Raw genomic sequence first — 3,421 nt, 5'->3', positions numbered from 1 at the left:
TAGACCCTCAAGCCTGGTTGACCTGGGTTCGGGCTCAAATTGCCGAGCACAAGATCGCACGCCTGAACGAACTCATGCCGTGGTGTTGCGTTGCAGAGGCAGCGTAACAGGGCTTCCAGCCATCAAAAAGGCCGGGTTTAGTGCAGCCCCCTTGTGCCAGGCGATGCTTGCAATCATTTCCGCCGGCCGTGATCCGCTTGAGTGCAGCCCAGCCGCCCACAGAACACCCCGGAGGCTAAACAGTTTCTGATCAGGGTCTGCTCCAGAGCCCTCGCACAGCTCCAGCGTTTTTTGAAACAAGTCCAACACCTTGTTGTCCGATGTTTTTTCCGAAAGTCTCCTTCAAGGCAAAGCTCAAGCCCAAAGCCAGGCTGAGGGACATCGGAATGACGCTAATCAGTATCAACCGATAAAGATTCATCGATGGCGACGTATTTTCGGGAGCTGCGCCGTGATGCAGGTCAGGAGGCGCCTCCCACCCCAATAACAAGCCAGGGAGAATTTGAAGGATCATCGTGCCGATAAAGCCGCTCATATTGATGAATGCGATTGCGGTTCCCCTGATCTCCCTTGGCAAATACTCGCAGACCAGGGAGTACAAAAGGACCCCGACACCGCCAAAAAACCCGAGCAGAAAAAACAACACCACAATCACCGGCAAGGGAAGCACAGGCGTCATCAAAATTATCATCAGTATGAACAGAACCAGAAACGTGCATGTCGTAACAAAGACCTTCCGCCGCCGGATCCAGTCAGACAACCCGCCGATCACCGGATAACCGATCCCAAATCCGATCAACATGATAGACGTCAGCGTTGTCGCTTCCAGTCGTCCTCGCCCCCAGTCGCTCAAGGAAGGAACGGCCCAAAGCCCGCCATAGGCCATGATTGTCCCCATGAGCGCCGCCAGAATGAAGGCACAACACCAGACCAGGGGATTCGATGACACAATCCTTAGCGAAGTCCAGACACTCGGCGTTTCAGGTCTTTTACCCACCACTTGCGGGGAATCCGGCCAATGCCCTGGTTGATCGCGGATGAACAGGACCCCAAGAACAAGCGGGATCAAACCGATTGCGGCGATAGCGGCCAATAGCTCCCGCCACGGCTGGGCAGCCACGAGCGCGACGATTGCAGGTTGGGCAGCCGCAGACGCCAGCGCCGCCAGGCCTTGTGTCGCCCCAAGCATCAAAGCGAAATGACTCATCGGGAACCAGCGGGTGATGAGGAAGCCGGCACTCACAAAAGCAAAGGATGCGCCAGATCCCATTAAAATGCGCGCTGCTATTGCTACTGAAAAACTGTTCGCGGCCGACAACAGAAAGGTGCCGAGAATGATCGCTGCGAAGCCAAAGGGCATGATCCGGCGAGCCCCGTATCGATCAAGCAACAGACCCACCGGAATCTGCCAGGCAACGAACCCGATATAGAACACCGCTGACAGCAGTCCGATTTCGGCCTGCGTTAGGCTCAAGCTCTGTTTAAAGTTGTTACTGAGAACACCGACAACCGGCTGCAAAATGAATTCGTAAACGGAAAATGAGAGGGCCAGCGCCCAAACCACCCAACCATAGCGAGAAAATCCAGTCACTAGAGCCTCCAAAACATCAAGGCATTGATCGCCTTTTGGAATACTCGCAACAACATGCTTTGTTGGAACGAATGAAGCAGCGCCGCACTCGGCTAACCGCCGAATCCGTCCCAGTTCTTCAGTGTGCCCTTATAGTCGTAAAGTTCGTGCGCATTTCGGTACATGACGCGTTCAATGATATCCGGCACTTCCTTGTCAGCCAGCCAGCCTTCGTCGACGAGCTCGGACAGCGCAAGGGCCAAACCGTGGCGGGTCATGGCCGCCTCCCCGGGCACAAGCTCCACCTGATTGAAGTCAGCCCCGAAGATCAGCAGTTTGTTGATTGGCGCGCACTTAACGAAGTCCTTGAAAAACTGTACGCAGGCATGGGGATTGACGACCCAGGTCCAGGCCATGTCCACCCAGACATTATGATGGTGTTTAACGGCAGCAATCACGTCATCCATGTACGGATAATTGACGTGCAGCAAGACGAACTTCCCCTCTGGGTAGGTCTGAAACAGATCGCACAAGTCGACCACATTGTCGCGAATTCGTCTTAAGTTGAGTGACTTCCAGCTCACATAATACCCGGTGTGAAACTTTACCGGCAGATCGTATTCAATGCATTTTTTGACACAATAGTGAAACAAGTGGTCTTCAATCAGTTTCTGATCATGCACATCGACACCCGAGGGGCGCTTGTGGCCCTTTCCTTCGGAAAACGGGTCTCTGGAGATATGAAAGGGCAATGCGGCTGCTTCGGCCGGCACATCGGCAAAATCTAACGACCGCGTATAGGCCGTTTTGGATTTCGCGCCGATGGCACGCGGACCGTATTTTGCAAATGCCCAGTCGATCACCTCATGCCAGTCGGTCAAGGTCGTAACATTCTTGTCGATCTGTTTCGATATGGAATCAATGTCCAGCCAGGTGCTTAGATAAAGAAGGTTTATATCCTGACAAAGGAGATCGGGCATTTCGCAGTAGTCCCGAAATATCGGCGTGTCATGATTCAATGAATTAACCTGACAATGATCGATATTGCAGATGTCTTTGAGAATGTGACGATAATAGCCTGGCTTGATCATTTCGGCGATTTGATCCGACACGGACTGAACGTTTCCCGCATGCAGATCGTCTTCACCGCAAAGGATGCGTAGCGACTCCCGGACGCCATGCATGTAACCGGTGTGACGGCAGCGATTCCAAGGCTCGGCGATGATCTTCCACTTGTCTTTGGGGTCGACATCCGTCCGCAGGAGAAGATCTCTGCCCTTTACGTCAAGGCCGGAAACCATCAGATCGTCCTGAGCGTAATATGAATCGACCAGTACCGTGAAATCTCTGCGTTCATTGGGTTGCAGCCGCTGCGACTCCTCCACGATATGTTCGTGAGTGTCGCACATAGGCTGTTTGTCGATTATTTCGCGATACGCATTGTAACGATCCGGCATGACTGAACTCCTTGATGAAGGGAAATTCTGATCTGAACCAAACTTGCAACCATGAGCCCGTTGACTACCTTAGGCTGTGAAATCCGTGCGGATCAATACGTTTAAGTTGCTCCGGCAACTTTGTTGCAATTCAGGACTTCGATAGCTTCAGGCTTTGCAGCCGGAGCACCAGCCGACGCGGCTTCAGACGTCAGTATCGGTTCGCCGCATTCGCCGCCATCAGGAGGTAGACATGAGAGTTGTCAGCACGAGCAAGCGCTGAGTGTCTGGGGTTTTGATGATGCAGACGCTCTGCCCGCCACAAGATAGCCCCAATACCAGGGCTTTGAATCCTGACGCTCTTCCCCGGCGGCTGCAGAAACAGCCTGGTAGAGCTTCCGGACCGCCTGTTTCA

General features: G+C 53.4%; 3 protein-coding genes. 1 reads left to right on the top strand and 2 read right to left on the bottom strand.

Going from position 1 to position 3,421, the window contains the following annotated elements; genetic code table 11:
• The coding region (locus E1297_RS03435; RefSeq protein ID WP_196223173.1) for a transposase domain-containing protein at nt 1–107 on the top strand (107 nt) is incomplete at its 5' end.
• Between the two features lie 143 nt (nt 108–250).
• On the opposite strand, the gene E1297_RS03430 is transcribed toward E1297_RS03435, so the two are convergent.
• A complete protein-coding gene (locus E1297_RS03430; RefSeq protein ID WP_155133898.1) occupies nt 251–1,591 on the bottom strand; it encodes an MFS transporter in 1,341 nt (446 codons plus the stop codon).
• A 92-nt stretch (nt 1,592–1,683) separates the two neighbouring features.
• Entirely contained in the window at nt 1,684–3,027 is a 1,344-nt protein-coding gene (locus tag E1297_RS03425) for an amidohydrolase family protein (protein ID WP_155133895.1), read from the bottom strand.
• Between the last annotated feature and the right edge of the window lie 394 nt (nt 3,028–3,421).

The organism is Roseibium sp. RKSG952, assembly GCF_009711355.1.
This window is presented reverse-complemented; position numbering and strand designations above follow the sequence as displayed.